The sequence below is a fragment of the Flagellimonas taeanensis genome, assembly GCF_003584105.1.
Lineage (GTDB): Bacteria > Bacteroidota > Bacteroidia > Flavobacteriales > Flavobacteriaceae > Flagellimonas > Flagellimonas taeanensis.
On sequence record NZ_QXFO01000008.1, the window covers coordinates 210,440 to 236,476 of the forward strand.

Genomic DNA, 26,037 nt, shown 5'->3' on the forward strand with positions numbered 1-26,037 from the left:
TGTTTTTATGATGATGTTTTTTATGTCATTCGGCGCGTAAACTTTTAGTGGGATTGGTCAGGGCGGCCCTGATGGATTGGAAACTTACCGTTAATAGTGCAATGCCCAGTGCAATGGTGCCAGACAGTGCAAAAACCCACCATTGGATATCAATCCTGTAGGCAAAACCTTCGAGCCAGTTTTCCATGGAAAAGTAGGCCACTGGAAAACCGATGAGCAAGGCGATAAGGACCAACCGGGCAAAATCCATGGAAAGCATTTGGCTGATCTTGCCTACGGAAGCCCCCAATACTTTTCGAATGCCGATTTCCTTTCTGCGTTGTTCCGCGGTATATGCAGCCAGACCAAAAAGGCCCAATGCAGCCACAAAAATGGCCAGCATACAGAACACAATGCTGATCTGTCCAGCCCGTTTTTCACGAGCATACATCCGTGCAATATTTTGATCTAAGAAGGAATAGTTGAAATCTAGATTGGGAACAATTCTGGTGAACGTACTTTTAAGATCGGCAACCGTATTGGTCAAATTCCCAGTTTTAAAACGCACCAACATGAACGATTTGCCTTCACTGGTGCTATTATGGAACGCATAGGCACCAATAGGTTGGTGCAACGATTCGTAGTTGAAATCATCCACCACCCCAACAATGGTATTGGGAACCCCGATATAAACTTCCTTGCCGATGGCCTCCTCTGGGGTGAACCCCAAATAATCGATGGCCTTTTTGTTCAATACGACTTCCACCAATGTATCCTTTTCACTTTTGAACTTGGGCAAACTACTGCCCGCCAAAAGATGTAGCTTAAGGGCATCCACGATACCAGCATCGGTCACATTGGTCTGAATGTTCAGACCTTGTTCTTCCGAGTCTTTTCTCCGAAGGGTTCGTCCGCTTACATCCATGCCGGGATACCCCTGTGCCATGGATACTGCGGTTACTTCCGAGAGGTTTTTGAACTCCTGCTCCAGGGCATTACGATTTTCGTCACCACGCAGTCCACCTATGGAAATGGCCATGACATTATCCGCAGCAAAACCAAGATTTTTGTTTTGGATGTATTGGGTTTGTTGGTAGATGACCATTACCCCAACAATCAGTGCAGTCGACGCGGCAAACTGCATTACTACTAAACCCTTACGGATGGCCACATTCCCTTTTCCCCTTTTTAAGGAGGGGGATAGAATTTCCTTCGGTAGAAATCTGGACAGGTACATGGAAGGGTACAATCCAGAGAACAAAGTTGTTACAAGCCAAACCCCCAGCGCGGCCATTACAAAGGTTGGGTTAAGCAACAGGTCCATGGTCAGTTGCTGATCGGTCAAATTGTTAAAACTGGGTAACAGTAACAGGGTCAACGCAACTCCTAGGATAATGGAAATAGCGGTGATCAATCCGGTTTCCACATAAAACCGGCCCACCAAAGACTGCGAAGAGGCGCCCAAGGTTTTACTGATGCCCACTTCCTTGGAACGCTTTTGGGAACGTGCCGTGGTAAGGTTCATATAGTTGACACAGGCGATCAAAAGGATCAAAATAGCCAAATAGGTCAGGTTGCGTACTTCATTGATGTCTCCAATCCGTGATGCATAGGAATTTCCGTAAGAAGCGGAATACAGGTGTACCTTGCTCAATGGCTGTAAACCGAAGGAGTACCATTGGTTTTCTTTTTGGAGGTTTGCATCGAGCATTTGGTCTATCTGTGTTTGGGTGGCATCCACAGAAACGTTTTCCTTTAATAAGCAATAGGTTTCAAAACTGGCATTACTCCAAGATTTTCGATCATAAAACCAGTACCCGTTGCTTGATGCCATGATTTCTGCATCAAGTGTGCTGTTTTCAGGAAAATCCTTGTACACCCCTGTCACCTCAAGTTCACGATCGTTATCCACCAAAATGGTTTGGCCGATTGGGTTTGCTTGGTTGAAATAGGTTTTGGCTGCAGTTTCGGAAAGAATGACCGTGCCCGGCCTGTCCAAAGCCGTGGCCGCCTCCCCCTTTACCAGTTCAATATCGAAAATGGTCAACAACTCCTTATCCACCCAATAAAAAAGGTCCTCGGTAAAGTTTTGGTTGTTGATGCGTAAGGATGCGGGTCTGCCAAAATTATGTTTTAACAACCTTGCCGCACTTTCCACATTGGTCACTTCTTCCTTCATGGCCAAAGCGGTTACCGGGGGTACCGTGGCCCAGGTTTCAAAACCAAAGTCACCATTGGTTTTCAAGAGAACCCGTTGGATCCGGTCTCTTTTGGGAAACATGGAGTCAAAACTCCTCTCATGGGAAATGAACAGAAAAAGGAGCATGACGATGGTCAGCCCCATGGAAAGCCCAATGATGTTGATTCCTGAAAACAATTTGTTCGATTTCAGGTTTCTCCAGGCGACTTTTAGGTTGTTTTTGAACATAACGGGTTTTTGATTTTTTTGATTGATGAATAAACCCCTAGACCATGGCTTTCATAGGTTTGTTTTGGCTCTCGGTCACAATTTGCCCATCGAACAGGTTGATGACCCTGTGGGCATAGTGCGAATCGCGATCGGAGTGGGTTACCATTACAATGGTGGTACCTTCTTGATTGAGTTCTGTAAGCAGGTTCATTACCTCGATCCCGTTTTTGGAATCCAGGTTACCCGTGGGCTCATCCGCCAAGATCAGTTTGGGGTTGGTCACAACGGCACGGGCTATGGCCACCCTTTGTTGCTGACCTCCGGAAAGCTGTTGCGGAAAGTGTTTTTCCCTGTGGGCGATCTTCATGCGCTCCAACACTTTCTGGACTTTTTCCTTTCGTTCCGCCTTGCTCATTTTAAGGTAGATCAACGGAAGTTCCACATTTTCAAAAACGGTAAGCTCATCAATAAGGTTAAAGCTCTGGAAAACGAACCCGAGGTTCCCCTTTCTCAATTGGGTACGTTGGCTTTCTTTCAGTCCACCTACTTCATGACCGGCAAATTTGTAGCTACCGTCAGTAGGGTTGTCCAACATGCCGATAATATTCAACAAAGTTGATTTTCCGCATCCGGAAGGACCCATGATGGCCACAAATTCCCCCTCGGCCACTTTTAGGTTGACCCCGTTCAGGGCCAAGGTTTCCACTTCTTCTGTTCTGAAGCTCTTTTTAAGGTTCTGTATCTGTATCATTTTTAGATGGTTGTTTTTTAAAGACTGATATAATTTGATCGGTGTTACACTTTGCGTTTATTTTAAAACAATCCGTTCAGCATCGCCAAAACTGTCATAGTTGCTGGTAATGACCTGCTCCCCGGGCTGAAGCCCTTCAAGGACCTCATAGTATCTTGAATTTTGTTTGCCCAACCGAACGTTCCGCCTAATGGCTTCCTCTCCATTGGGGGATACCACAAACACCCATTGTCCACCGGTACTCTGGAAAAATCCGCCCTTGGGCAGTAGCAGGGCATCGTTTGATTCGCCCAATTGCAATCGGATGTTATAGCTCTGTCCGGCACGGATGGTTTCGGGTTTTTCTCCGGTGAACACTAGGTCCACACGGAACCTTCCATTTCTTACTTCGGGATACACCTTACGCAATCGGAGACCATATTCATTCCCGTTGCGTTCCAGTATTGCGGAAAGGTCTCGCTTCACACGGTCGATGTAATGCTCGTCGATGTCGGCCTCGATCTTAAAATCGGTGAGGACATTGATCTGTCCGATCCGTTGCCCCTGTGCAATGTTTTGGCCGATCTCTGCGTCCAGAAAGCCCAATTGTCCATCTGCAGGTGCGCGCACGTTGAGGTGGTCCAATCGTTCATATACCATGGAAAGGGTCTTGTGCATGCGGGAAAGGTCCGTATCCAATCCTTTTAGGGAAGTCTCACGCATTTGGTCGTCCTGCTCTGTTTGCAACTTTACGATCTCAAACTGTTTTTGGGCAAGCTCATAGTCCGCCTTGGAGAGGAGGTATGTTTCCTTGGAGATCAATTCATCATCAAACAGGGCCTTGTTCTGCTCATAATTACGTTTGAGCCGTTCGAGGTCATATTCTGCATTGGCGAGGGATTTTTTGCCCTCGACCTGTCTGGAATCGAAAGTAAGTTTGGTGGAGCGGAGATCGTTCTGCTTTAGGGCCAGGTTACTTTCGCTGGCCAAGATCTGCTCATAAAGGTTCATGTTCTCCAATTTGAGGATGATATCCCCCTTTTTCACCATGGATCCTTCCTCGATCAACTTTTCGGAGACCCGACCGCCTTCGTAGGCATCCATATAGATGGTAGCAATGGGGGCCACGCTCCCGTTGATGGTAATGTAATCATCGAACTTGCCCGCGGTAACGGCTGAAACGGAAAGACGTTCCTTTTCGGTTCTGAAGGTGGACATGGAACTGGCAAAGATCAATTTCCAGCCCACGAACAATAGGAGTACGCCCAAGGCAATGTATCCGTAATGTTTTGGTTTGAGTCCCTTCTTTTTTTCTAATTGTATATCCATGGTTCGTTTTAGTTGATGTTAAAAATGGGCAGTCCGCTGTAGAAGTCTATGGTACTTTGGTTGACCTTCAATTTCAGCCCCACCTGTAGGTTTTCATTTTGTGCAACGGCAAAAAGGTTTTTGGCCTGGAAGAGATCCAAGGCATTGATCAATCCCTTCTCGTACCTTTTTTGCGCAATGTCAAAGGCCAGTTGTTGTGCTTTCACCTTTTGGTTGCTCTGTTCATATTCGACAGTGAACGAAAGGTTGTCCTGAACAAGCTGTTGCAACAATCTGAACAGTTCCTGCTCCTGGATCTCAAGGTTGTTCTTTTCCTGGAGATAGGCAATTTTTTGCTGCTTTACCCTTGAATGGGCAGACCATCCATTGCTGATGGGAATGTTCAACTGGGCGCCCATGTACTTTGAGGCATTGTCGTTGAACTGGGTCTTGAAAGGGATGATGTTGCCGTTCTCATCCACATTGGTCTCAAAATAACTGGTTCCATACCCGGCGGTCAGCGAAAGCGAAGGATAGAGGAAGCCCCGAGAAGCCTGCAATTGTTTCTTGGCGGCACTGACCCGATATTCCTGTGATTTTACAAGTGGGACAAAGCTCCTGGCCGTTTGGTAAAGTGTGTCAAGGGAGATACTGTCTTGGCTCTCTTCGGCAATGGGGTCCAAGGTCTCTTGGAGCGCAATGTCGTTTTGATCGATAAGGTTCATTTCCTGCAACAAGACCAGTTTGGCATTGGCCAAATTGTTCCTGTTCTGGGTCACCAACAGTTTGTCGGCCAATAGGCCAGACTCCGCCTCATATAGGTCGGCTCCGGCCATCATTCCCAGATCCACCTGTTTTTTGACAAGGTCGTAGTTGGCCTGCGATATTTTCAACTGCTCCAGGCTATTGGCCACAAGGCCCTCGTTGAACTTGATATCATAAAAGGCGTTCATTACCCTAAAGGCCAAAAGGAACTTTTGCTGTAGGACATCCTCTTGGGTAGCCTTGTAGATAAATTTGGAGGCCCTGATGGTGTTCATTTTTTGAAAGCCTTGGAACAGATCCAGACTGGCACCCAAGGAATAGTTGTTGCTAAAAAACTCCGTGTTCACATAATCGTTGGTGTTGGGATCCGCAGACCTACCATAATTGATGGTATAGTTGGTGGATCCGCTTACCGATGGGAGAAGGTCCCTAATGGATTGACGATAGCTTTCTTTGCTCGAGTCTTTGTCATAATTGGTGTTCTTCACCTGGAGATTGTGCTCAATGGCATAGGCCACGCATTCATCCAAGGTCCAGGTTTCTTGTGAAAACCCGACCAAGTAGGCCAAGAAGAACAGACTGACAATGTATGTTTTAAGGTTCATAGTTTTATCCTGTGCCAAAATTAGAGACCATTCTCGTGCCAAATATTTAATGTACTGAAAATCAACAATATAAATGTATCAAAAAATATTTCCCCATGAATTGGTGTAAAAAAATTGTACAAAAAACGTCCAAATATTTTACACTCCGTCGGAGTGTATGGTTCCAATTTGTAGCTTTGGATGCTATAAAAGAATCCAAATGGTTGATGCCAAGATCTTGGTCATAGACGACAATAGGAGCGTGTTGAGCGCTTTGGAGATTTTGTTACAGTTCGAGTACAAAAGTGTCCAGACACTTTTCAACCCAAACCAGATTTCATCTTTCCCAAATATGGAAGAGATCGATATTGTGCTTTTGGACATGAATTTTTCGGCAGGGGTGAACACGGGCAACGAAGGGCTGTTTTGGCTGAACGAAATCAAAAAGAAATCACAGAACACATCCGTAATCATGATGACTGCCTACGGAGCAGTGGACCTCGCCGTGACAGCGATAAAGCAAGGGGCCTCTGACTTTGTGTTGAAGCCGTGGAACAACGAAAGGTTGATGACCACGGTAAGATCGGCCTACGAACTTAGGAAGTCGAAGCAGGAAATCCACAGCCTCAAAAAGAAGGAGAGCAGCCTGAAGCAGGTGATCAATGAGGGAAAGAATCTCATTATAGGGCAATCCAAGGCCCTGAGCTCCGTGTTGGATCTGGCGGCCAAAGTGGCCAAAACGGACGTCAACGTATTGATCACAGGGGAAAACGGTACCGGAAAGGAACTCATCGCCCGCGAACTGCACCGTTTGTCCGCCAGAAAGGACGAGGTCTTCATTGGGGTGGACATGGGCTCCATTGCGGAAAACCTTTTTGAAAGTGAGTTGTTCGGGCATACCAAGGGATCGTTCACCGATGCCAAGGAAGACCGTTCGGGCAAGTTTGAGGCAGCGCACCAGGGCACCCTTTTTCTGGACGAGATAGGTAACCTTTCCTTGCAGATGCAGGCAAAGCTTTTGTCTTCCATACAGAACCGATCGGTGGTCAGGGTGGGTTCCAACAAACCCGTTAATGTGGACATCAGATTGATATGCGCCACGAACTGCAATTTGGAACAAATGGTGGTGGACGGACTTTTCAGGGAAGACCTGCTCTACAGGATCAACACCATCCACATAGAGGTCCCTCCCTTAAGGGAGCGGGGCGAGGACATTTTGGTGCTGGCCGAATTTTTCCTCAAAAAGTTTGCCCACAAATACGATAAACCTGGGTTGAAGATCAACAACCTGGCACAGGAAAAGTTGATGGAATACCTTTGGCCGGGCAACGTCCGCGAACTGCAGCACACCATGGAACGGGCCGTGATCTTGTCCGATGGCAATGTGCTCAAACCTACGGATTTTCTATTGCATGCCAAACCCGCACAGTCTTTTGACGGGCAACTATTGACCTTGAACGAGATGGAACAGCAGATGATCTCCAGGGCATTGGACCAGAACGAGGGAAACTATAGTGCAGCTGCCGAGCAATTGGGCATTTCGCGACAGACCCTCTACAACAAGTTGAAGAAAAAGAACCTCTAATGGCCAGCCGCAATTTTTATTTCCAGCTTATCATAAGGGTCGCCCTGATTGCGCTGACCGCATTGGGATTGGCTTTTTCGGTGGCATGGCAAAAATATCTCGCCCTATCGTTTTGCGCCATCCTTTTCGGGGCGCAGGTCTATGCATTGATAACTTTTATCAACAGCACCAACAGGAAGATCGCGTATTTTTTTGACGCCATCAGAAATGAGGATTTCACACTCCGTTTTCCGGAGAGGGTAGCCATAAAGTCTTTCAAAGAGCTCAACCAGAGTCTGAACCGGGTGAACGGGCTCATCCAAGAAGTGCACCTTCAGCTACAGATCAGGGAACAGTATTATCAAGAGATCTTGAAGCAGGCCAGCATAGGGATCATGACCTATAATGAAAAGGGGCACATCCTTTTCTCCAACCCCACGCTGGAAAGACTATTGGACCATTCGCCATTGAACCACATCAAACAATTGATGCAGGTAGACGAAAAACTGTATCAGGTTTTCAAGGATTTCCAACCTTTTGAACGGAAACTGTTCCAACTTTCCAATGAACGGGAACAGACCCAACTGGCACTGAAATCGACACCATTGACATTGGACGGAAAGTCGCTGTTGTTGGTAGTGGTGCAGGACATCCATAAGGAATTGGACGAAAAGGAAACGGAATCCTGGGTGCGGCTGATCCGTGTGCTTACCCACGAAATCATGAACACCATAACACCCATTGCCTCCATTTCGGATTCCATCATCAGGTATTATCGCAACCATGGTAGGATAACCCCATTGGAAGAACTCGAGGAAAGCCAGATCAAGAACACCCTCAAAGGATTGGAGGTGATCAAGGAACAAGGGGGCAATCTCATGGATTTTGTGCAATCGTACCGAAGCCTGCTGCATGTGCCGGAACCCAACAAGACCATTGTGAAGGGCAAGGAACTTTTGGACAAGATAGATGTGCTCATGTCCGCAAGGCTCCACGATACCGATGTGGATTTCGAAGTGGACTGCCATCCGGAGGACCTGGAGTTCTTCATCGACGAAAAGCAGATTGCCCAAGTGCTGATCAACCTCGCCAAGAACGCCCTCCAATCCGTGGAAGGCATCCAAAAAGGAAAGGTGCGCATCGTGGCAGGACAGGATGGCAACGGCACCAAGTATATTGAGGTACAGGACAATGGCCCGGGCATCCCGCCAGAGGTGATGGATGAGATCTTCGTGCCTTTTTTTACCACCAAAAGCGAGGGAACCGGTATTGGGTTGAGCCTCTCCAAAAGGGTGGTGCAATTGCATGGAGGGGGCATCCAAGTACGTTCCATACCTGACCAAGAAACTATTTTTAGATTGACATTTGTGTGATCATATTTGCAGATTGTGATAAAAGAACAACTTTTGAAATTCTGTTGGGACTACGTTGGTGAAAAGACCCAAAGATTAAAGAGCAGCAATGCAGACCTTCAGGAATCCCTGGACTCTGAGACCAAGAACTCCACAGGGGACAAGCACGAGACGGGCAGGGCCATGGTGCAGTTGGAACAGGAAAAACTGGCCCAGCAGTTTATGGAACTGGAAAAGACCAAGAATATTCTGCAACGAGTGGATGTGCGTAAAAAATCGGAAACTATTGGCCTAGGTAGTTTGGCAAGGACCAGTACGGCCGATTATTTCATTGCCATATCAGCGGGGGCTTTCAAGCAAGAGGGGAAGCCCATTTACTGCATTTCCCAGGAAGCTCCCATTGCACAACTGTTGATGGGCAAGAAAAAGGGCGAAACCTTTGTGTTCAATAGCAATTCCCTTACCGTTTTGGAGGTGGGGTGAGGTTTTTAATGTCCGAAACCCTTTCTTTTTGCCTTGGGTCCAGCTCAATATGAATCCGCTATTTTAAAATAATCGAAGTCGGCGTGGCCGCCTATTTTCTTGGTTGCATAATTGAAGAGTCCAAAGCGATATCCCATAAAATGGGGCAAGGTGTAGGACATTTTTAATTGGCTTCCCAGTTGGATCCACTTTTTCCCATCTAAACTGTAGTAAAAATGGGCCGTATCCTTGAGTTCGGTGAAATCACAATCTGCCCTTAAGTAAACCACATTTTGCTGTAAGGGCAGGCTTTCCATTTCTTTGGGTTGGTCGTTCTCAGCACTCACCATCACCAATTTTTTTGCGCCATTTTCAATTTTCACCCCAATCTGTCCGTATTTCTTTTGAAGCAATGCCAATCCGGCAAAATCACCCTCTTTCATGTTTGATACATCCAAAGCGGTGGTTCCTGAACAGACCGGGCCAATGGTTCTTTGGGTCAACGTGTTTCTTGCTTGCACAAGATCTTCATCGATGCGCCCTGTGGTCAACCTTAGATATCCTTTCCTATCGGTCAAGGACCACAGACTGTCCACAGGGTTATGGTTCCATTGCCAGACCAAGGGCAATTTGGGATTTTTTTCAGTTCTGTTGAATTCATCACTGGCCACAATATAGGGAATGGGGCCCTTACCCGCCGGGAGATCCAAAGTATCGGGAACTTTGCCTTCAACCCCTAAGATAGGCCAACCATTTTCCCATGTCACCGGAGCGAGATAAGGTATTCTTCCCACAGAGCCATAATCCCTGAAAAGATAGGCGAACCATTCACCATCGGAGGTGTCAATCAACCCACCCTGGGCAATTCCCCTATGCTGTAGTGCCACCTTGCCTTCATACGGGCCGGTAATGGCATTGGCCCTATGGGTCAAAACGGTGCGCATGCCGTTGCGGGGCCAGGTGATGTTGAACAGGTAATATTTACCATTGACCTTGAACAATTGTGAACCTTCCGCACCCAACATGATATCGTCACCTGCCGGGGCACTGGCGTTTTCGATGAGTATCCTTTCCGTGCCCTCCTTTACTCCTGATAGATCGGGTTTTAGCTCGGCCATCATCAGCTTTCCATTGCCCCAGATCATATAAACCCTGCCATCATCATCAAAATGTACTGTAAGATCATGGTAAGAGGGTTCAAAGGATTTTACCTCCCACGGACCCTTTTCGATGTTCTTTGTAGAATACACGTAGGTTTTTCCTGTGGTTGCAGCAAAGGTGAACACGTAAAAAGTGCCCTTGTGATACCGGATACAACTGGCCCAAGCCCCTCTTCCATACGCATTTTTTCCATTCTCCAAAGTAAGGGCATCCACATCGGCCAAGGTATTGTAGGCATAGTTCACCAATTGCCAATTGACCAAATCCGTGGATTTCATAATGGGAACCCCGGGGCTCATGTGCATGGTGGTACTGCTCATATAGTAGTTGTTCCCGACACGGACCATGGACATATCGGGTACATCAGCGAAAATGATGGGATTGTGCACCTTCTTGTTTTGCGCGCTTCCACAACAAAGGATGGAAAGCATTAAAAAAATGGACATCACCCCTTTTTTGGGAGCTGTTTGAAGAAGGGAACCCATCCAATTCCAGAGAAATAACGCTAGGGACATGATTTGAAACATTAGGCCAAAATGTATTTCTTCAACATCTTTGGACAACCAATATAAGTGTTTATTCAACACGTGGATGCTCAATATAGAATAAATAGGATGACTTTTGCCCGGCCAGTCTTTTTAAACAGTGTACCCAAGTTCCTGAATTCCGAGTGGATTGGGATACTTCGCCAATATCAACTCTCTTATTGAAATCATATAACAACTACCCCAAATCAGGGGGTTTTCGGCCCTCCTTTTTCTCTGAGGCCTTCTTTTTGGACTGCAGCCGCTTTTCAATGGAAGATTTGCTGGGCTTGGTGGGTTTCCGCTTTTTGGGCACCTCCAAGGCTTTTTTCAGCACATCGAAAAAACGCTTTACCACCAGTTCCTTGTTCTTGTGTTGGCTCCGTGCCTCGTCACATTGCAGCAATAGCGTGCCATCATTGGTCAATCGGGAGGAAAGTTTTAGCATCAAGCGTTCCTTTTCGCCATCGGAGAGTCCTTCGGAGGAAGGGACATTAAAGGTAAGCTCCACTTTGGAGGAAACCTTGTTCACGTGCTGTCCGCCAGATCCGCCGCTCCGAACCGCCTTGAATGCCAGTTCGCTATGTACTTGCTGTTTGTTCAACGTGAAGGCGCTTATTGATGGTATTCAAAGATACGTTAAGGAAAACAGACTGTCCCTTAGTTTGCTTTTTGGGCGTGTTGAAGTAGAGAAGGGTCCCATCTTCTGCCCTTCCTTCATTGAGGTAATGCTCCCCCTTAAAAAAGGAATGTTTCACCTCTACCCGTACCCCACTCGTATTTGAAACCTTGAACTCGTGGGGATAGACCAGCACCGACCGTTCTATTTTGGCATAGGACTTCAAAAGTTGGATGGGCACCTCGCTCACTTCGCCAAAGAGGGACGCCACATAATGGTTGGGAGGGGTTTTGTATAGTTTTCTGGTCTTTTGATTCGCGATTACCTCTCCTTTTTCCAGAACGATGGTCCGTTCCGCATAGGGAAGCACATCGTCGAGGTCATGGCTGGCCGTGAGCACCGTGATCCCTTTTTCCTTCAGGTAGGGGAAAAGTTTCCTGCGTAGTGCGTTTCGCTTGAAATTGTCGATATGGCCAAAGGGTTCGTCCAATAATAGAATTTCGGGTTCTTGTGCCAATACACGGGCGAGGGCTACCCGCTGCTGTTGTCCGCCACTGAGCTGTTGCACCTTGGTCTTGGCAAAAGCCTCCATTTCGATGAGGGCCAAAAGTGCATCGATACGTTGTCGGTGTGTCTCCCTTTCAAAAACGGACAGGAACTGCCCAATGTTCTCCTCCACGGTAATGTAGGGCATCAGGTCAAAATCCTGGGCCAGGTATTTCATGTAAGGCTCGCCAGGAACCAGATTGAAGTTGGGCCCAAGCGCTTGTTGGTCTCCCCAAAAAATGGAACCGTCCTCCACGTGCAGCATTCCATAGATAACCTTCAGCAAGGTGCTCTTGCCCGAGCCGCTTTCGCCCATCAATGCCACATGCTCGCCTTTGGCGACTTCAAAGGAAATATTTTTTAATATGCCCCGGTTGTTATAACCAAAGGACCCGATATGGACTTTCAACATACATTTAAATGAAGGCTTTCCAACATTTTTTGGTCAGGTCGGGCGCAATCGAAAACCGGATATTCCCATTAAAAGTTCTCGACTGCGCTCGAACGGACAATTTTGTCCAAATACTTATTGGACAGCCTTTTAATCAATTCTCTAATCCTTAAATTCTTTGAGCACCGCTTGGTTGGGGAGCTCATCATACCCCATGTTAAAGAAAGTAAAGCCGTAAATATCGGCATACTGTTCAATGGTCTTGCTCACAGGGGTCCCTGCTCCATGCCCGGCATTGGTCTCAATGCGGATCAAGGTCGGGTTGGTCCCTGCTTGTTTTTCCTGGAGTTCAGCAGCAAATTTGAAGCTGTGCGCGGGTACTACCCTGTCATCATGATCGCCCGTGGTGACCAAAGTAGCGGGATATTCTGTTCCTTCCTTCACATTGTGCACTGGGGAGTAGCCTTTCAAATAGTTGAACATTTCGGCATTGTCCTCGGAGGTGCCATAATCGTAGGCCCAACCTGCACCGGCTGTAAAGGTGTGGTAGCGGAGCATGTCCATTACGCCCACAGCGGGCAGTGCCACCTGCATCAAATCGGGACGCTGGGTCATCGTGGCGCCCACCAACAGACCTCCGTTGGATCCACCACGGATGGCGAGGTATTCCTTGGAGGTATAGTTGTTCGCGATCAAATATTCGGCAGCGGCGATAAAATCGTCAAAAACGTTCTGTTTTTGGAGCTTGGTCCCCGCTATGTGCCATTCCTTGCCATATTCGCCCCCACCTCTTAGATTGGGAACGGCATATACACCGCCCTGTTCCATCCAAACGGCATTCACGATGCTGAAAGATGGGGTAAGGCTAATGTTGAACCCGCCATAACCATAAAGCATGGTGGGATTTTTACCGTTGAGCTCCAACCCTTTCTTATAAGTGATGATCATGGGCACTTTGGTGCCGTCCTTAGAGTTGTAGAACACTTGCTTGGACTCATAATCGTCTGGGTTGAAATCGATTTGGGGCTTCCAATATAGTTCGTATTCACCTGTCTCCACATTGTATTTGTAGAGGGAACCGGGCGTATTGTAATTGGTGAAGGAGAAGTAGAATTCCTTGTCCTCTTTTTTGCCGCCAAAGCCACCGGCACTTCCCACACCGGGAAGTTGTACTTCGCGGACCAGTTTTCCGTCATAATCGTACTGCATGACCTTGGAAATGGCATCCACCATGTATTCGGTGAAGAAATAACCTCCGCCGGTGCCTGGGGTGAGCACGTTCTCGGTCTCGGGAATCAAGTCCTCCCATTGGTCAGGGGTTGGGTTGGCGGCATCCACCAATACCACTTTTCTATTGGGGGCATCCCTATCGGTGACCAGATATAGTTTTGAGCCCACATTGTCGATGACGTAGGTATCGGAATCCGTATCATCCAGAATGGTGACCAGTTTGGCATTGGGGTCGGTCAGGTCCAATAGGAACAATTTATTGCCCGAAGTGGACACAGAGGCCGAAATGAACAGGTATTTTTCATCCTCGGAAACAGAACCACCCACATAGCGGTGCTTTTCTTCTGGAGTACCGCCAAAGATGATTTTGTCCTCGGATTGTGGGGTGCCCAATTGGTGATAGTACAGCTTGTGCTGGTCCGTTTTGGCAGAAAGTTCACTGCCTTCGGGCTTGTCGTAGCTCGAATAGAAGAACCCTTCGTTGCCTTTCCAGGAAATACCGCTGAACTTGATATCGACCAAGGTGTCTTCCACAATTTCCTTTGTTTCGGCATTGATCACGATTCCTTTCCTCCAATCACTTCCCCCTTCGGAGATGAGATAGGCAGCCAGGGAACCGTCCTTGGTGAAGCTGAGTCCCATCAACGAAGTGGTACCATCTTCGGAGAAGGTATTGGGGTCCAAAAAGACCTCTTCCTTACCCTCGCCCTTTTTCCGATAGACCACATATTGGTTCTGCAGTCCGTCGTTCTTGTAGTAATAGGTATAGTCACCTTCCTTGAACGGGGAACCCACTTTTTCGTAGTTCCAGAGTTTTTCCAAACGGTTTTTGAGATCTTCCCGAAATGGAATTTGATCAAAATACCCAAAAGTGGCGGCATTTTGTTGTTTCACCCAAGCCTCGGTCTCGGCACTTCGGTCATCTTCCAGCCAACGGTAAGGGTCTGGTACATCGGTACCGAAGTAGTTGGTCACGGTATCGACTTTCTTGGTAGTGGGATAGTTCACCACAATAGGTTCTCTTTTTGGTGTTTCTTGACAGGCTGCAAACAAAATGGCAACAGCCAAAAGACTTACGTTTTTCATTTTTTTCAGATTGATTCTGATAAAAATACCATAAAAACCGACAATCTCTTGTCTGGGGCCTAAGCTTTAACGTATTTTATGAAACGACCTTGGAGGCGTTGGAAACCAGATGGTTCTCCACCAAATACTCCGCAATCTGCACGGCATTGGTAGCCGCCCCTTTCCGTAGGTTGTCCGCAACGATCCACATGTTCAAGGTGTTGGGTTGGGTCTCGTCCCTTCGGATGCGTCCCACGAACACTTCATCCTTGCCATTGGCGAACATGGGCATGGGGTAAGTGTTGGTTTCAGGATTGTCCTGCACCACTACGCCAGGAGTTTCACTCAGGAGTTTACGTACCTCAGCAAGGTCAAAATCGTTGTGGAACTCCACGTTCACGGATTCCGAGTGTCCGCCCGCAGTTGGGATACGCACCGCGGTGGCGGTAACGGAAAACGTACGGTCGTCCAATATTTTTTGTGGCTCACGGGCCAATTTCATCTCTTCCTTGGTGTAGCCGTTGTCCAAGAACACATCGCAATGGGGCAGTGCGTTACGGTTGATGGGGTATGGATAGGCCATTTCACCCTCAATGCCGGCAGCCTCGTTCTCCATTTGCTGTACGGCCTTCACACCGGTACCCGAAACGGATTGGTAGGTGGAGACGATCACCCTCCTCATTTGGTATTTTTTGTGCAATGGGTTCAGTGCCATCACCAATTGGATGGTGGAACAGTTGGGGTTGGCAATGATCTTGTCCTCCGGGGTCAAAGTGTCCGCATTGATTTCGGGGACCACTAATTTTTTGGTGGGGTCCATGCGCCAAGCGGATGAATTGTCGATCACAGTGGTACCGACCTCCGCAAATTTTGGGGCCCATTCCAAAGAAGTGTCCCCTCCAGCTGAAAATATGGCAATATCCGGTTGGGCGGCCACGGCATCGGCCAAGCCAATTATGGTGTGTTCCTCGTTCTTATAGTTAAGCTTTTTGCCCACGGAACGCTCCGAGGCGACCAACAACAATTCGGTGATGGGGAAGTTGCGTTCCTCCAACACGTTCAACATGACCTCGCCTACCATTCCGGTGGCTCCAACTACTGCTACTTTCATTTTTAAAAAAATTTCTTGGGGCAAAGGTACTCCAGTCAAGGAGTTATGCAAGCATTTTCATCGTCAATAATTAAAAAATAACAAAATGTTATAAATAAAACAACCATCAACTTGTCAGCGAAAACAGATTGATGGTTTTTAGGATTATTGTGGTGTAGCGGCAGTGCCTAATGTTGGCACCAACGATTATTGTTTCTTCAACAGGTCGCGGATCTCTGCCAATAACTCCTCCTGGGTCGGACCTTTTGGAGCTTCTGGGGCAGGTTCCTCTTTTTTCTTCATACGGTTCACTCCTTTTACAATCATGAACATCACAAAGGCAACGATCAAAAAGTCGATGACATTGGTGAGGAATTCTCCGTACATCACTGTGATTTCCCCGACTGTTTCCCCTGCATCGTTCACGGTACCTTCCTTGATGGTATATTTAAGATCGTTGAAATCCGATTGGAACAAAAGTCCCACCAAAGGGGAAACGATTCCCCCGGTAAATGAGGAGACCACTTTGTTGAAAGCAGCACCCATAACGAAACCTACGGCGATATCCACCAGGTTTCCCTTCATTGCAAAATCCTTAAATTCTTTTATAAATCCCATTTTTATAGTGTAGTATTGGTTAATCGGAAACAAATTAAGTAAAAAAGGGCTGTGTTCCATCAAAAAGGAGAAAAATCAGCGGTCTATAACGACCCTTTTTACCCGCTGCGATATGGCGGTCAGGATTTCGTAGGAAATGGTGCCCGCACCTGAGGCAAAGTTTTCGGCCGATCGTTGGGGTCCAAAAACAAGGACCTCGTCCCCTTCCTTGCAATCCACTCCGGTCACATCTACCATGATCATATCCATACAGACATTGCCAATGAGGGGGGCTTCTTTTCCATTGATGAGGACAGAGGCCTTTCCCCTACCGTATTGCCTGCCTATGCCATCGGCATGGCCAATGGGCAATGTTGCCGTCTTTGTTGTACTGCCGGATGTGAAGGTCCTATTATATCCAACGGTTTCCCCATCGCCTATCTCATGGATTTGGGAGATGATGGTCTTTAGTGTGGCCACAGGCCTTAGATTTGGGTCAATCAGGGCATCGTTTCCATATCCATAAAGTCCGATACCGCTCCGGACCATTTCAAACTGGGCCTCACTGGCATAATTAATGATGCCGGACGTGTTCAGCATGTGCCTCATGGGAGCATGTCCCAGTTTTTGGGCCAATGCGGAACTGCATTTTTTAAAAGTATCGATCTGGCCCAAACTGAACATGCGTTCATTGGGGTCTTCCGAGGCAGCCAAGTGGGAAAAGACCGAGATGACTTTTGCCTCATCGTGTGCCTTGAACTGCTCGGCGATGAACCCAATGTCGTGCTCCCTAAACCCAAGACGGTTGAGCCCTGTGTTGAATTTGATGTGGACCGGGTAGGCCACTTGTTTTTTGGCTCGGGCCGCATCAAGAAACTGGGTCAGGATGTTCTGGGAATATAGGCTGGGCTCCAAGCAACAATCGATCATTTCCTCAAAATTGGAAGCCAAGGGATGAAGGACGAGAATGGGGGTTTTTATTCCTGCATTGCGGAGGAGGGCCCCCTCGCTGACATAGGCCACGGCCAGGTAATCGACCCCAAGTGTCTCCAGTTTTTTGGCAATGGCGACCATATCACTTCCGTAGGCAAATGCCTTTACAACGCCCAAAAACTTGGTGTTGGGGGCTATTTTGGATCGTAAATAGCGGTAATTGTGCTCCATGGCGGATAGATCCAGCACCAGAGTGGTCTCACCTACCTTGTCCATTGGCATTTTTCTTTTTGGCATCCACTTCCTCGGACTCTACGTCCATCTGGTTGATTTTTTCCCGCAGCATGGCCTTGTAGAAAGCGGCCCTGCTCAACGGTTCGTATTCCTCGGTTTCGCCCAAGAGCACGAGCTTGTCGTTGCTGGATTTCCGAAAACTGTAATTGGCAAGGTTCCCGGTTCGGGTGCAGACGGCGTGTACTTTGGTGACATATTCCGCGGTGGCCATCAAGGCAGGCATGGGACCAAAGGGGTTGCCCTTGAAATCCATGTCCAGTCCGGCCACTACCACACGCACACCTCGGTTAGCGAGATCATTGCATACTGTAACAATCTCATCATCAAAGAATTGGGCTTCATCAATGCCCACTACATCACAGTCATCTGCCAAAAGGCGGATGTTCGCAGCGGCGGGAACAGGCGTGGAACGTATTTCGTTGGCATCGTGGGAGACCACCATTTCCTCATGGTAACGGGTGTCCACTATCGGTTTGAAGATCTCCACCTTCTGTTTGGCAAACTGCGCCCGTTTTAGCCTACGGATGAGCTCTTCTGTCTTTCCCGAAAACATGGAGCCGCAGATGACCTCTATCCATCCAAACTGTTCTTTAGGGTTGACCGTATTTTCGAGAAACATACCGTATTTTTGAACGAAACTTTGTGTTTTTCCGTTATATTGGGACGAGGCACAAAGCTACTAAAAAAATGTGCCCCCGACCTTGGGTCGAAATTTAACCTTTTGTAAGCAATAGAATTTACAAAATGGCCTTATTTTTATAGTAAAGAGTATAGCTATGATGAAGAAATTAAGAGAGGAACTGATAAAACTGTCTACAGAGATCATAACGGCGAAGGAAGATGTGGAGCTTGTGGAGCTGTACAACAAGGCCAGGATCATCTATGAGAAATTGGCCGTGCTGAAGTTCATAGAGGAAAAATTGAACGATGTCCAGGTGGATGTGTCGAAGAACGTAGTCGCATCACGGTTCGAAAAAGTGGCAAATGCCGTGTTGAGCGGTAATACATCGGTACCGGAGAGCAACCCGCATGAGGAAGATATCATGACCCCTGGAATGGACACCATCAAGGACATTGTGTCCGAAATGCCAACGGAAATGGCCTTGGACCAAATATTTGCTGAATTTGTGGCAAAGCCCGATCTCATGAAGAACGACAAGGAAAACCTCGCTCCATTGAAAGAAGACATCAAGCAGGGACAGGCCAACCTCCCAAAATCGTTGAACGATAAGTTGGGCAAGGACTTTCAGATAGGACTGAACGACAAACTGGCTTTTGTAAAGCATCTTTTCAACAACAGCATGGAAGATTATACCCGGGTTTTGTCGCAGCTCAATACCATTGACACCGAGGAACGCTCCATAGCTTTCATCAACAACATGGTAAAGCCAGAATACAACAATTGGGAGGGCAAGGAGGAGTATGAGACCCGTCTCATCACCTTGATTGAAAGAAGGTTCGCGTAAATCCCATTTTTCCAATTTCATTTTGACAGGAAGACCGTAACTTTGGTTTATGGGAAAGTTATATCTGGTACCGACACCAATAGGAAATCTTGAGGACATCACGCTCCGCGCCATAAAAGTACTGAAAGAGGTCGATGTGGTTTTGGCCGAGGACACTCGCACCAGTGGCAAACTCCTAAAACATTTTGATATTGCGACCCCCTTGCAGAGCCACCACATGCACAATGAGCACAAACAAGTCGATGCACTTGTGCAGAAGCTAAAAGGAGGGGCCGTTTATGCCCTCATTTCGGATGCGGGCACCCCGGCGATCTCAGACCCTGGTTTTTTGCTCACGCGCGCCTGCGTGGAAAGCGGCATCGAGGTGGAATGCCTTCCCGGGGCCACCGCTTTTGTACCTGCTTTGGTGAACAGTGGCCTGCCCAATGACCGTTTTGTGTTCGAAGGATTTCTCCCCATAAAAAAGGGTCGCCAGACCAAACTGCAAGAACTGGCCGAAGAAACCCGGACCATGGTCTTTTATGAATCTCCCCATAAGCTTTTGAAAACATTGGTGCAGTTTGTGGAGTATTTTGGGGGGGACAGGCCGGCTTCGGTATCGCGTGAACTCACCAAATTGTACGAGGAAACCGTTCGCGGTACTCTTTCCGAAGTTTTGGAGCATTTCAACCAAAAAGCCCCCAAAGGAGAATTTGTGGTCATCGTGGGCGGGAAGAAATAATCCTGTTAGTTGCCTCTTTATTTTTCGACCAAAAAACCATGGAACAATTGCTTTCCCAAATCCGAAGCTGTACACATTGCAAGGAACATTTGCCTTTGGGACCAAGGCCCATCGTAGCGGCCCATCCGGAATCCAAAATTGCCATTATTGGACAAGCCCCGGGCACCAAGGTACACCAAACGGGAATTCCTTGGGACGACCCCAGTGGAAGACAGCTCAGAAACTGGCTGGGCGTTTCGGACGGACAATTTTATGACGACCGTTTGTTTGCACTGGTGCCGATGGGATTCTGCTATCCAGGAAAGGGTAAATCGGGCGATCTGCCCCCAAGGCCCGAGTGCGCCCCACAATGGCATGCCCCGCTCATGGACCAAATGCCCAACCTCAAACTGACCATTCTGATCGGGCAGTATGCCCAAAAACATTACTTGGGAGATGGCATGAAAAACAACCTAACCGAAACGGTGAAGAATTACAGGGAACTTTTGCCCCATTATTTTGTATTGCCCCATCCGTCCCCCAGAAACCGGTTTTGGTTGAGCAAGAATCCTTGGTTTGAAGAGGAGGTGTTGCCTGAATTAAGAAAAAGAGTTTTAAGCAGTCTTACCCCTTAGGTGCGATACTTAATATTCTGACCCATCATGCTTGCCTTTTTCCCAACCATGTTTCCCTAAATACAGTTCGGCACTGTCCACGGCCCCTTCTTCAATGGAAGTGCCCATGGAGTCGTTCCATCGGTTGAGGTAACCGAACAGGGAGATTACACCCAACATCTCGACGATTTCCCCTTGGTTCCAATAGCGATAGAGCCGTTCCTTGATTTGAGCATCCACGGCATTGGGCACCTGTGAGGCTGCCAGAGAAAAATCGAGGGCGGCACGTTCCGCTTCCGAAAAGGCCGGATGTGTTCGGTACTCCCAAATATGGTCCAGTTGGTCCAGTTCAGCACCATAGCGTTCCGCGGCCCTAATGGCATGGGCCTGGCAATAGCGGCATCCCGTAGCATTACTGCTCACCCATGCAATCATCCGCTTTAGGGCAGATGTCACCTTACCTTCATTGGCCATGACCGCTTTATTTAGGTTGATGAACGCCTTGGAAATGGCGGGTCTGTGCTGCATGGTCAATACGGAATTGGGACAAAACCCAAGGGTTTCATTGAAGAATTCCGCAAGCTTTTTAGTTTCAAGGTCGTGATTGGGATCAAGAGGTGGTACGAGGGCCATGATAAGAGCTATATAAATTGTATTTTTGAATTATACAAGAAACGAAAAATTGAGTTCATGACAAATCATATCACTACCAAATGGTTGGGCGAAATGGCTTTTGAAAGCAACAATCCCTCCGGACATACCGTGCGGATCGATGCAGGACCGGAAGACGGCGGTTCAGGAGCCGGATTGCGGCCCAAGGCATTGATGCTTTCCGCTTTGGCCGGTTGTTCCGGACTGGACGTGGCCTCGCTCATCAAAAAAATGAAACTCGAGGTGGACGACTTCAAGATTGATACTATAGCCAATCTTACGGAAGAGCATCCCAAATATTATGATGCCGTTACCATTGAATACCACTTTTCAGGCTCCAACCTCAATGAGGACAAGCTAAAAAAGGCAGTGGACCTTTCGGTGGAAAAATACTGTGGAGTGATGGAAATGTTCCGAAAATTTGCCAAATTGGAGGTTAGAATACTGTACCATAACAAGTAGGTATTTATTTTAAGGACAATAACCCCTTGTTCCTTTTTTATTCATCAACATTTAATTGATTTGTAAAATGTGGCTTAGAAAAAATTGGGTTTATGGGTTATTGCTGATTTCCGTTTTGTTTGCTGTATTGGGAGTGGCAACGTCCAACTTTGTCTTTAAATCAGGGACGGCAGGAATGGGCATCATCATTTTAACGATGCTCCAGTTACAAAAGGCTAAAATGTCCAAGGATGTTTGGATGCTAGTGGCCGCTTTTCTGTTTTCCATTATCGGGGATTGGTTCCTTTCTAACATGAATGGAGATGGAATGTTGTTCGTCAAGGGGATTGCCCTCTTTTTCATGGCCCATATAGGGTATTTAGCCTATGCGCTGCTGAACGGAAAAATCCAATGGGCGCTTACAGCAATGGTGTTGGTAGGATATTTGGCTTTCTTTTTTGTGCTGTTGTATCCCACCTTTACCGATATGGTTTTGATGATGGCCTCTTTGATCTACCTTTTGATTTCCTGTTTTTCACTAGGTACATCTGTTGGAATGAAAATGAACGGTATGGCCAAATGGAGCTATGTTTTTGGAATCATCATGATTTTGTTTTCGGACACTATTATTTCTTTCAAGGAATTTATGGATTACCACACATTTGATGTCTTGATTACGCCAACCTACTATCTTGCCCATATTTGCATCATTTTTTCGGTAATCAAAAGATTTGAAAATCAAGAAATGCCCCAATCCGTCATTAGCTAACCAAGTAAAACATGCGCTGGACCCTAAAACCAAGATCTGCCCAGGAGGATATCGACAGGCTCTCCGAGGAACTCAATGTTGAAAAGTTGATTGCCCAGTTGCTATTGCAAAGGGGGATTTCCAATTACGACGAAGCCAAGGCATTCTTCCGGCCAGAACTGGACCATCTGCACGATCCCTTTTTGATGAAGGATATGGGCAAGGCCGTGGAACGTATCGAAAGAGCCATGGCCAATGAGGAAAACATTTTGGTCTATGGCGATTATGATGTGGATGGCACTACTTCTGTCGCCTTAATGTCTTCATTTTTAATGGAGTTTTACCCCAATGTGGCCACGTATATTCCCGATCGTTATGCCGAAGGTTATGGTATCTCCTTTCAGGGAATCGATTATGCAGAGGACAACGATATTTCCTTGATCATCGCCTTGGACTGTGGCATAAAGGCAGTGGACAAGGTAGCCTATGCGAAGGAGAAGGGAATAGACATCATCGTTTGTGACCATCACAGGCCAGGGGATATTTTGCCTGAAGCAGTGGCCATTCTGGATCCCAAACAAGAAGATTGTGGTTATCCGTACAAGGAGCTTTGCGGTTGTGGCGTAGGGTTTAAATTGATCCAAGCCTTGGCCTCAAAACAGGGCAGGACCATCGAAGACCTGGTTCCTTATTTGGATTTGGTGGCGACGGCCATTGCAGCGGACATTGTCCCGATCACCGGAGAGAACAGGGTGCTTGCCCATTATGGCTTGCAGGTGATCAATTCCTCACCAAGGATTGGGATCAAGGCCCTCATTGACCAGACCAAGAAGCAGGAACTCACCATCACCGATGTGGTTTTTATCATAGCACCACGGATCAATGCGGCGGGCAGGATGAAGCATGGGCAACATGCCGTTGCACTGCTCTCCGAAACGGATTTTACCACGGCACAGCAGTTTGCTTCTGAAATTGAACTGTTCAACACAGAGCGGAGGGGACTGGATCAAGAAATCACGGAAGAAGCTTTGGTGCAGATTCGGGAAAATGAGGAAGAAGGACGGTTTACCTCCGTGGTCTATAAGGAGAACTGGCACAAAGGCGTCATAGGCATCGTGGCCTCCCGGCTCACTGAAACCTATTACCGACCCACACTGGTCTTCACCAAGAGTGGGGACAAACTGGCTGCCTCAGCCCGATCGGTAAAAGGATTTGACATCTACAATGCGCTGGAAGGCTGTTCGGATTGTTTGGAACAGTTTGGCGGACACATGTATGCTGCCGGACTCACCCTTTTGGAAGAACAGTATGAAACCTTCAAGCAGCAATTCGAAAAAGTGGTCAAGGAGACCATCGATCCAGACCTCCTACAACCCGAAATAAGTATCGATGCCCAGATAGCTTTGGAAGAGATCACCCCAAAATTGATGCGCATACTCAAACAGTTTGCACCATTCGGACCCGGGAACATGACCCCAGTTTTTAGGGCCGAGGGACTAAAGGATTCAGGATATGCCAGGGGAGTAGGAGAGGGGGAAAAACATTTAAAGGCGGCTCTATATCAAAATGGGACAAACCCCATTGGAGCCATTGGCTTTAATTTGGGAAATAAATTGGATGTGGTCAAACGGATAAAACCTTTCGATGCCGTATTTTCGTTGGATGAAAATGAATGGAACGGAACGGTGAGCCTACAACTGAAACTAAGAGATATTCGCTAGACATTTATGGATCCCTACGCAGCACTCCGATATAGGGAGTTCAACATTTTTTTATTGGTTCGTTTTGCCATGGTATTCGCATGGTCCATGCAGTTCATTGTGATCGAGTGGCAGGTCTATTCGTTGACCAAAGACCCCCTGTCCTTGGGAATCATCGGCTTGATGGAGGTGATCCCCGCTGTGGGGATGGCTCTTTTTGCTGGACATATCGTGGACCAAAAAGAAAAGCGGAACCTTTTGGTCACCTGTATCGCAGGGTTTTCGGTGATCAGCTTGGGTCTGTTTTTGTTGAGTTGGCCCGGACTTGAAGATTCTTGGCCTTCCAAAACCCTCCTGTATTCTATTTATGCCCTGGTATTTTTGGGAGGGTTTGTCCGTTCGTTTTTAGGTCCGACGATTTTCTCGCTGATTGCATTGATCGTACCCAAGAAAATTTATCCCAATGCGGCCACCTGGAGCAGCTCCACTTGGCAATTGGCCGCGGTTTTGGGTCCTGCCTTGGCAGGGTTTTCCATTAGTTGGATAGGAGTACACTGGAGCATGTGCGTCATTTTTGGGTTCTCATTGATGGCTTTGGTCTTTTTACTCCAGATACCCAAAAAGCCCATTTTGAACCCCAAAATTGGTGAACCGGTATTTCAAAGTTTAAGGGATGGACTCCGATTCGTATTTGGAAGCAAAGCTATTTTTGGGGCACTTACTTTGGATATGATTGCAGTCCTTTTCGGTGGCGCCGTTGCGCTTTTACCCGTTTATGCCCAGGATATTTTGCACGTGGGTTCCGAAGGGTTCGGTATTCTCCGGGCGGCACCGTCAGTGGGCGCATCCATAACCATGTTGGGGTCGACCCGTTTTCCGTTGCACAAGAATGCAGGTAAAAAGTTGTTACTGGCCGTGTTTGCCTTCGGTATCTGTATCATCGTGTTTGGAATTTCTGAACTGTTTTGGCTTTCGGTAGCGGCCCTGTTCCTTAGTGGAGCGGTGGATGGGGTTTCCATGATCATCCGTCAGACCATCCTGCAATTAAAAACACCGGACAATATGCGTGGCAGGGTGGCTTCGGTAAATTCCATGTTCGTGGGTTCTTCCAATGAGTTGGGCGCTTTTGAAAGTGGACTAGCCGCGAAATTGATGGGAACCGTGACGGCAGTGGTGTTCGGGGGTTGTATGACCTTGCTCACCGTAAGCGCAACGGCCATTGCTTCACCTACGTTTAGAAGGCTGGACCTTCAGAAGGATATTGATGAGCATGAAAAGGATTAACCCTCCAGTTTCTCCAAACTCAAATTTTTTCCATTAAAAACGGCATAGGTAAAATAGGAAATCCAATCCCCAAGGTTGGTATACGTGGATGTTTCATTGAGTTGGATCTCCAACGGAAGATGTCGGTGTCCGAAGATAAAATGATCGTAATGCTGTTGTTCCAACTTCCGCTTGGCATATAGGATGAGCCATTCCTTATCCTCTCCCAAGAATTTGGCGTCGGCCTCCCCTGAAATGATCCTGTTGTTCACGGACAGGTGCTGTCCCAGACGAACGCCCCAATCAGGATGTAGCCATTTAAAAAACCATTGGGCCACAGGATTGGTGAACACCTTTTTCATCCGCTTGAAACCTTTGTCGTGGGGTCCAAGTCCATCTCCATGCCCAATAAAGAAAGAGGTGTTGTTGATCAAAAACTGTTGTGGTTTATGATAAACAGGAATGTTGAGTTCTTCCTCAAAATAACCGTTCATCCAAAGATCATGGTTGCCCACAAAGTAGGTGATTTGGATACCCATATCCGACAGTTCGGCCAATTTGCCTAAGGTGCGTGTAAAACCTTTGGGCACAACGGTCCTGTATTCGAACCAAAAGTCGAACAGATCGCCCATCAAGAAAATGGCATGTGCATCGTGTTTGATGGAATCCAACCAGGCCACGAACTTTTTTTCCCGTGGCAGACTGTCCTTTCGGGTGGGTGCCCCAAGGTGGTTATCACTTGCGAAATAGACTTTTTTGCCCTCGGGCAGGGTAATATCCTTCATCTATCGTTTGAACTTCCTGTTGTTTCGCATTTTGTTGACCACGTAGATTACGGCTACGACCAAGG

The 26,037-nt window shown here is 47.4% G+C and carries 24 protein-coding genes; 10 read left to right on the forward strand and 14 right to left on the reverse strand.

The genetic code is table 11. The annotated features are described in order from the left end of the window. Positions 1-25: 25 nt before the first annotated feature. The 4 genes from D2V93_RS03065 to D2V93_RS03080 are packed head-to-tail and all read right to left on the reverse strand — an operon-like array spanning position 26 to position 5,797. The gene (locus tag D2V93_RS03065; protein WP_119618344.1) at positions 26-2,407 is read right to left on the reverse strand and encodes an ABC transporter permease; all 2,382 of its coding nucleotides are present in this window, start codon (positions 2,405-2,407) and stop codon (positions 26-28) included. Between the two features lie 37 nt (positions 2,408-2,444). After that, complete coding sequence (locus tag D2V93_RS03070; RefSeq protein ID WP_072876362.1) at positions 2,445-3,140, reverse strand: ABC transporter ATP-binding protein; 696 nt, start codon at positions 3,138-3,140, stop codon at positions 2,445-2,447. A gap of 57 nt (positions 3,141-3,197) precedes the next feature. Then, complete coding sequence (locus D2V93_RS03075; RefSeq protein ID WP_072876360.1) at positions 3,198-4,448, reverse strand: efflux RND transporter periplasmic adaptor subunit; 1,251 nt, start codon at positions 4,446-4,448, stop codon at positions 3,198-3,200. A gap of 8 nt (positions 4,449-4,456) precedes the next feature. Then, positions 4,457-5,797 (reverse strand): TolC family protein, encoded by a 1,341-nt coding sequence (locus D2V93_RS03080; RefSeq protein ID WP_119618345.1) that lies wholly within the window; start codon positions 5,795-5,797, stop codon positions 4,457-4,459. 199 nt (positions 5,798-5,996) lie between these two features. Between D2V93_RS03080 and D2V93_RS03085 the strand changes: the two genes are divergently transcribed. The 3 genes from D2V93_RS03085 to D2V93_RS03095 are packed head-to-tail and all read left to right on the forward strand — an operon-like array spanning position 5,997 to position 9,175. Next, positions 5,997-7,361, forward strand: coding sequence for a sigma-54-dependent transcriptional regulator (locus D2V93_RS03085; RefSeq protein ID WP_119618346.1), 1,365 nt, complete (start codon positions 5,997-5,999; stop codon positions 7,359-7,361). Beyond that, entirely contained in the window at positions 7,361-8,713 is a 1,353-nt protein-coding gene (locus D2V93_RS03090; RefSeq protein ID WP_119618347.1) for a sensor histidine kinase, read from the forward strand. Before D2V93_RS03085 ends, D2V93_RS03090 begins: the two co-directional genes overlap by 1 nt. A gap of 15 nt (positions 8,714-8,728) precedes the next feature. Then, positions 8,729-9,175 (forward strand): GreA/GreB family elongation factor, encoded by a 447-nt coding sequence (locus tag D2V93_RS03095; protein WP_245978076.1) that lies wholly within the window; start codon positions 8,729-8,731, stop codon positions 9,173-9,175. Between the two features lie 44 nt (positions 9,176-9,219). On the opposite strand, the gene D2V93_RS03100 is transcribed toward D2V93_RS03095, so the two are convergent. The 8 genes from D2V93_RS03100 to D2V93_RS03135 all read right to left on the reverse strand — a co-directional run bounded on the left by D2V93_RS03100 (position 9,220) and on the right by D2V93_RS03135 (position 18,223). Beyond that, positions 9,220-10,830, reverse strand: coding sequence for a glycoside hydrolase family 43 protein (locus D2V93_RS03100; RefSeq protein WP_245978077.1), 1,611 nt, complete (start codon positions 10,828-10,830; stop codon positions 9,220-9,222). 208 nt (positions 10,831-11,038) lie between these two features. Continuing rightward, a complete protein-coding gene (gene arfB, locus D2V93_RS03105; protein ID WP_119618348.1) occupies positions 11,039-11,443 on the reverse strand; it encodes an alternative ribosome rescue aminoacyl-tRNA hydrolase ArfB in 405 nt (134 codons plus the stop codon). Further along, on the reverse strand, positions 11,421-12,416 hold the full coding sequence (locus D2V93_RS03110; RefSeq protein WP_119618349.1) for a sulfate/molybdate ABC transporter ATP-binding protein: 996 nt from the start codon (positions 12,414-12,416) through the stop codon (positions 11,421-11,423). The genes arfB and D2V93_RS03110 overlap by 23 nt, the downstream gene beginning before the upstream one ends. 141 nt (positions 12,417-12,557) lie before the next feature. Further along, positions 12,558-14,711 carry a prolyl oligopeptidase family serine peptidase gene (locus D2V93_RS03115; RefSeq protein WP_119618350.1) on the reverse strand — a complete coding sequence of 718 codons (2,154 nt, stop codon included), beginning with the start codon at positions 14,709-14,711 and terminating at the stop codon, positions 12,558-12,560. A 76-nt stretch (positions 14,712-14,787) separates the two neighbouring features. Beyond that, entirely contained in the window at positions 14,788-15,801 is a 1,014-nt protein-coding gene (locus tag D2V93_RS03120; RefSeq protein ID WP_119618351.1) for an aspartate-semialdehyde dehydrogenase, read from the reverse strand. A 186-nt stretch (positions 15,802-15,987) separates the two neighbouring features. Further along, positions 15,988-16,398 carry a large-conductance mechanosensitive channel protein MscL gene (gene mscL / locus D2V93_RS03125; protein WP_119618352.1) on the reverse strand — a complete coding sequence of 137 codons (411 nt, stop codon included), beginning with the start codon at positions 16,396-16,398 and terminating at the stop codon, positions 15,988-15,990. 75 nt (positions 16,399-16,473) lie between these two features. Next, positions 16,474-17,586, reverse strand: a complete 1,113-nt coding sequence (gene alr, locus D2V93_RS03130) for an alanine racemase (RefSeq protein WP_119618353.1) — start codon at positions 17,584-17,586, stop codon at positions 16,474-16,476. Continuing rightward, positions 17,570-18,223 carry a thymidine kinase gene (locus D2V93_RS03135; protein ID WP_072876337.1) on the reverse strand — a complete coding sequence of 218 codons (654 nt, stop codon included), beginning with the start codon at positions 18,221-18,223 and terminating at the stop codon, positions 17,570-17,572. Before D2V93_RS03135 ends, alr begins: the two co-directional genes overlap by 17 nt. 157 nt (positions 18,224-18,380) lie before the next feature. On the opposite strand from D2V93_RS03135, the gene D2V93_RS03140 reads away from it, so the two are divergent. Genes D2V93_RS03140 through D2V93_RS03150 form a run of 3 tightly spaced genes read left to right on the forward strand, consistent with a single transcriptional unit; the run spans position 18,381 to position 20,405 of the window. Continuing rightward, on the forward strand, positions 18,381-19,070 hold the full coding sequence (locus D2V93_RS03140; protein ID WP_119618354.1) for a hypothetical protein: 690 nt from the start codon (positions 18,381-18,383) through the stop codon (positions 19,068-19,070). 49 nt (positions 19,071-19,119) lie between these two features. Continuing rightward, complete coding sequence (gene rsmI / locus D2V93_RS03145; RefSeq protein ID WP_119618355.1) at positions 19,120-19,791, forward strand: 16S rRNA (cytidine(1402)-2'-O)-methyltransferase; 672 nt, start codon at positions 19,120-19,122, stop codon at positions 19,789-19,791. 38 nt (positions 19,792-19,829) lie between these two features. Next, positions 19,830-20,405 carry a uracil-DNA glycosylase family protein gene (locus D2V93_RS03150; protein ID WP_119618356.1) on the forward strand — a complete coding sequence of 192 codons (576 nt, stop codon included), beginning with the start codon at positions 19,830-19,832 and terminating at the stop codon, positions 20,403-20,405. Between the two features lie 9 nt (positions 20,406-20,414). Here D2V93_RS03150 and D2V93_RS03155 read toward each other — a convergent pair whose 3' ends face one another. Next, entirely contained in the window at positions 20,415-21,017 is a 603-nt protein-coding gene (locus D2V93_RS03155) for a carboxymuconolactone decarboxylase family protein (protein WP_119618357.1), read from the reverse strand. A gap of 57 nt (positions 21,018-21,074) precedes the next feature. Here D2V93_RS03155 and D2V93_RS03160 point away from each other — a divergent pair, with 57 nt between their 5' ends. From D2V93_RS03160 to D2V93_RS03175, 4 genes are all read left to right on the forward strand, one after another. Further along, a complete protein-coding gene (locus D2V93_RS03160) occupies positions 21,075-21,497 on the forward strand; it encodes an OsmC family protein (RefSeq protein WP_072876328.1) in 423 nt (140 codons plus the stop codon). 67 nt (positions 21,498-21,564) lie between these two features. Beyond that, positions 21,565-22,245, forward strand: a complete 681-nt coding sequence (locus D2V93_RS03165; RefSeq protein WP_072876326.1) for a lysoplasmalogenase — start codon at positions 21,565-21,567, stop codon at positions 22,243-22,245. Positions 22,246-22,256: 11 nt separating this feature from the next. Beyond that, a complete protein-coding gene (gene recJ / locus D2V93_RS03170; RefSeq protein WP_119618358.1) occupies positions 22,257-23,945 on the forward strand; it encodes a single-stranded-DNA-specific exonuclease RecJ in 1,689 nt (562 codons plus the stop codon). Between the two features lie 6 nt (positions 23,946-23,951). Then, on the forward strand, positions 23,952-25,208 hold the full coding sequence (locus D2V93_RS03175) for an MFS transporter (protein WP_119618359.1): 1,257 nt from the start codon (positions 23,952-23,954) through the stop codon (positions 25,206-25,208). Here the strand turns inward: D2V93_RS03175 and D2V93_RS03180 are convergent. Next, positions 25,205-25,972, reverse strand: coding sequence for a UDP-2,3-diacylglucosamine diphosphatase (locus tag D2V93_RS03180; RefSeq protein WP_119618360.1), 768 nt, complete (start codon positions 25,970-25,972; stop codon positions 25,205-25,207). The genes D2V93_RS03175 and D2V93_RS03180 overlap by 4 nt on opposite strands. Positions 25,973-26,037: the final 65 nt, after the last annotated feature.

What these genes read in the sequence shown, in the direction of transcription:
- D2V93_RS03065 (WP_119618344.1), bottom strand. Translation starts at nt 2,407, where the DNA reads ATGTTCAAAAACAACCTAAAAGTCGCCTGGAGAAACCTGAAATCGAAC.
- D2V93_RS03070 (WP_072876362.1), bottom strand. Translation starts at nt 3,140, where the DNA reads ATGATACAGATACAGAACCTTAAAAAGAGCTTCAGAACAGAAGAAGTG.
- D2V93_RS03075 (WP_072876360.1), bottom strand. Translation starts at nt 4,448, where the DNA reads ATGGATATACAATTAGAAAAAAAGAAGGGACTCAAACCAAAACATTAC.
- D2V93_RS03080 (WP_119618345.1), bottom strand. Translation starts at nt 5,797, where the DNA reads ATGAACCTTAAAACATACATTGTCAGTCTGTTCTTCTTGGCCTACTTG.
- D2V93_RS03085 (WP_119618346.1), top strand. Translation starts at nt 5,997, where the DNA reads ATGGTTGATGCCAAGATCTTGGTCATAGACGACAATAGGAGCGTGTTG.
- D2V93_RS03090 (WP_119618347.1), top strand. Translation starts at nt 7,361, where the DNA reads ATGGCCAGCCGCAATTTTTATTTCCAGCTTATCATAAGGGTCGCCCTG.
- D2V93_RS03100 (WP_245978077.1), bottom strand. Translation starts at nt 10,830, where the DNA reads ATGTCCCTAGCGTTATTTCTCTGGAATTGGATGGGTTCCCTTCTTCAA.
- D2V93_RS03110 (WP_119618349.1), bottom strand. Translation starts at nt 12,416, where the DNA reads ATGTTGAAAGTCCATATCGGGTCCTTTGGTTATAACAACCGGGGCATA.
- D2V93_RS03115 (WP_119618350.1), bottom strand. Translation starts at nt 14,711, where the DNA reads ATGAAAAACGTAAGTCTTTTGGCTGTTGCCATTTTGTTTGCAGCCTGT.
- D2V93_RS03120 (WP_119618351.1), bottom strand. Translation starts at nt 15,801, where the DNA reads ATGAAAGTAGCAGTAGTTGGAGCCACCGGAATGGTAGGCGAGGTCATG.
- mscL (WP_119618352.1), bottom strand. Translation starts at nt 16,398, where the DNA reads ATGGGATTTATAAAAGAATTTAAGGATTTTGCAATGAAGGGAAACCTG.
- alr (WP_119618353.1), bottom strand. Translation starts at nt 17,586, where the DNA reads ATGGACAAGGTAGGTGAGACCACTCTGGTGCTGGATCTATCCGCCATG.
- D2V93_RS03135 (WP_072876337.1), bottom strand. Translation starts at nt 18,223, where the DNA reads ATGTTTCTCGAAAATACGGTCAACCCTAAAGAACAGTTTGGATGGATA.
- D2V93_RS03140 (WP_119618354.1), top strand. Translation starts at nt 18,381, where the DNA reads ATGATGAAGAAATTAAGAGAGGAACTGATAAAACTGTCTACAGAGATC.
- rsmI (WP_119618355.1), top strand. Translation starts at nt 19,120, where the DNA reads ATGGGAAAGTTATATCTGGTACCGACACCAATAGGAAATCTTGAGGAC.
- D2V93_RS03150 (WP_119618356.1), top strand. Translation starts at nt 19,830, where the DNA reads ATGGAACAATTGCTTTCCCAAATCCGAAGCTGTACACATTGCAAGGAA.
- D2V93_RS03155 (WP_119618357.1), bottom strand. Translation starts at nt 21,017, where the DNA reads ATGGCCCTCGTACCACCTCTTGATCCCAATCACGACCTTGAAACTAAA.
- D2V93_RS03160 (WP_072876328.1), top strand. Translation starts at nt 21,075, where the DNA reads ATGACAAATCATATCACTACCAAATGGTTGGGCGAAATGGCTTTTGAA.
- D2V93_RS03165 (WP_072876326.1), top strand. Translation starts at nt 21,565, where the DNA reads ATGTGGCTTAGAAAAAATTGGGTTTATGGGTTATTGCTGATTTCCGTT.
- recJ (WP_119618358.1), top strand. Translation starts at nt 22,257, where the DNA reads ATGCGCTGGACCCTAAAACCAAGATCTGCCCAGGAGGATATCGACAGG.
- D2V93_RS03175 (WP_119618359.1), top strand. Translation starts at nt 23,952, where the DNA reads ATGGATCCCTACGCAGCACTCCGATATAGGGAGTTCAACATTTTTTTA.
- D2V93_RS03180 (WP_119618360.1), bottom strand. Translation starts at nt 25,972, where the DNA reads ATGAAGGATATTACCCTGCCCGAGGGCAAAAAAGTCTATTTCGCAAGT.